A 2,172-nucleotide genomic window follows, 5' to 3' on the forward strand; every position below is an offset into this window, starting at 1 on the left:
TACCAGAGAATCGTCAAGCAGCGTATGTTTGATGATGATCTTCGATCCGACCACCTCGCGCATCACTTTCGACCACACGCGGATCGCCTCGTCCGAGATCTTGTTGACACGGTTGAACACGCCGAAAGTGACATGGCCGTTGCGGAGCATGGGAAGCTCCGAAGCGGGCACATCCAGGATCGGATCGATCGTGATCAGGCACGGCAGATCGTAGACCTTTTCGGCCAGCAGATGACGGGCCGATTCCGGAATGAAGATCGGATCGGCGAGCACGTAGTCCATGGTCTGCATGCCCGTGCCTGTGGCGTGTCCAAAGCCCGTGACCTGAATCGGGGCCGGCTTGCGGGCGAAGACCGGAAGCCTGTTGCCGGTCGTATGCCCGGACACGTCGATCAGGATATCGACCTTGTCGGCCTCGATACGATCGGCCAGCTCATCGTCCGAAAGCTGCGCGGCGTCGACCCAGACGTCCGCCAACGACTTGAACTTGGCTGTCATCTCATCTCGTACCGGCGAGCACGAATAGCAGACGATCTCGAACTTGGCGTGATCATGGTGGCGCAGCACCGGTAAGAGGCCAAACGCCGCCGAGTGGTACCAGAACTCGGCCGCGACATACCCGACCACGATCCGCCTGCCGGGATCGAGCGGCCGGGGTGCGAGCTTCCTCTGTGGCAATCTGGCGCCGATCGCATCCCACCAGGATTTGCGCGCGGCCTGCTGGACCGCGAAATCGGCCTCGGAGAGAAAGTCGAGAAAGTAGATCTTCCGCGCGATCAAGTCCGGCTGGTCCGGCGCAATTGCCAGAGCGGCGTCGAGATGTTCGATGGCGGCTGCGATCTCTCCCTGGTTGGCAAAGCAGGAGCTCAGCAGCGCCAGGGCGATCGCCGAGCGCGGATTTTCCTCGAGCAACGCCGTGCAGGCCAGAATCGCCTGCGCCGTATTTCCCATGCTCAGCGCGACTTCTGCCTTCCCCCGCAAGGCCACTTCGAGTTTCGGTGAAAGCGCCAGTGCCGCGTCAAAATCCGCAGCTGCCTGTTCGGGCCGCGACAGCGCGAAATTGAGCCGTCCGCGGTGCGCGAGGAGCTTTGCCGAACCTGGCCTGATCGCGAGCGCCGCTGCGAGCGCGGCTTCCGCCTGGTCGTAATGCTTGAGCTCGATCCAGACCACGCCCTTGCCGATGAGGGCTTCGGCGTGACGCGGCTGAAACAACAGCGCGCGCTCGAAACTCTGTCTGGCGCGGTCAAATCGGCCCAGCGCCAGCTCGGCCAGACCCCGATTGCAGAGCGCATCGGGGTAGCCGGGCTTCAAGGCGATGGCGCGGTCATACAGTTCGATGGCTTGTTCCGGCAGGTTCATCTGGAGCAAGGCGTTGCCGAGGCCGGCCAGGGCCGGCGGAAAATTCGGCTTCAGCGCGATCGCTCTTTCCTGACACGCGCGGGCGGCCTCAAATTTCTGAAGGGACAGGTGGACAGCGGCGAGATTGTGATGCGCCTCGTGCGAACGTGGATCGATTGCGATCGCGCGCTCAAGCAGTTGTTGCGCTTCCTCCAGGCGCCCGCCCTGTTGCACGCTCAGGCCGAGCAAATGCGTGGCGTCAAAATGATCCGGAACGGCTTGCACGATCTGGCGACAAAGCGCCTCGCTCTCCGCATATCTGCCCTGGCCATAAGCGCTCGCCGCGGCGGAGATGATGGCGTCGGCCTGCTTCTTCAATTTCTTCTGCAATCGCGCATTCTGGAATGCGCGCGCGCCGGCGCTGCTCTGCAAAGTGTCTCTCCGGGAGATGGCCCATTGGCGAGTCTAGCTGATTCGCGCGGCAGGCCAGCCGAACCTGAAATCCCTCCGGGATATCCCGGGCTCGCCCAGGACTTGCCTGCTCAGGAACCGCTGGGTGGGTCTGCCTCGCCTGCTACAGCGTCGCCGCACTCTGCAGCCGCGGCACAATAGTCGCGCCAGAACTGGCGGTAGCCCTCCTCGACCCTGTGCGTGTAGATATCGACATTGCCGGCCGCCGAGGCTGCGATCCGAGCCGGCAGGCCCGCGCGCAACTTCGCGAGATGCTCGGGCTGCGAGGCAAATTTGCGGGCGATCTCGACATAGCCGTCGTCATCCTCGGCGACCCAGTCGTCAAGCCCGACCGCCGCCACGATGGCGCCGCCGGCGCGCGAC

At 63.6% G+C, this 2,172-nt stretch carries 1 protein-coding gene and 1 pseudogene; both read right to left on the minus strand.

What is annotated here, in order from left to right:
• Window positions 1-1,770 (minus strand): O-linked N-acetylglucosamine transferase, SPINDLY family protein (locus tag XI03_RS00335; protein WP_271590984.1); only part of this gene is annotated, 1,770 nt, incomplete at its 3' end.
• A gap of 110 nt (window positions 1,771-1,880) precedes the next feature.
• Window positions 1,881-2,172, minus strand: a pseudogene (locus tag XI03_RS00340) (tetratricopeptide repeat protein); the annotation flags it as partial.

Origin of the sequence: Bradyrhizobium sp. CCBAU 65884, assembly GCF_028128835.1 — a bacterium.
GTDB classification, from domain to species: Bacteria; Pseudomonadota; Alphaproteobacteria; order Rhizobiales; family Xanthobacteraceae; genus Bradyrhizobium; species Bradyrhizobium ottawaense.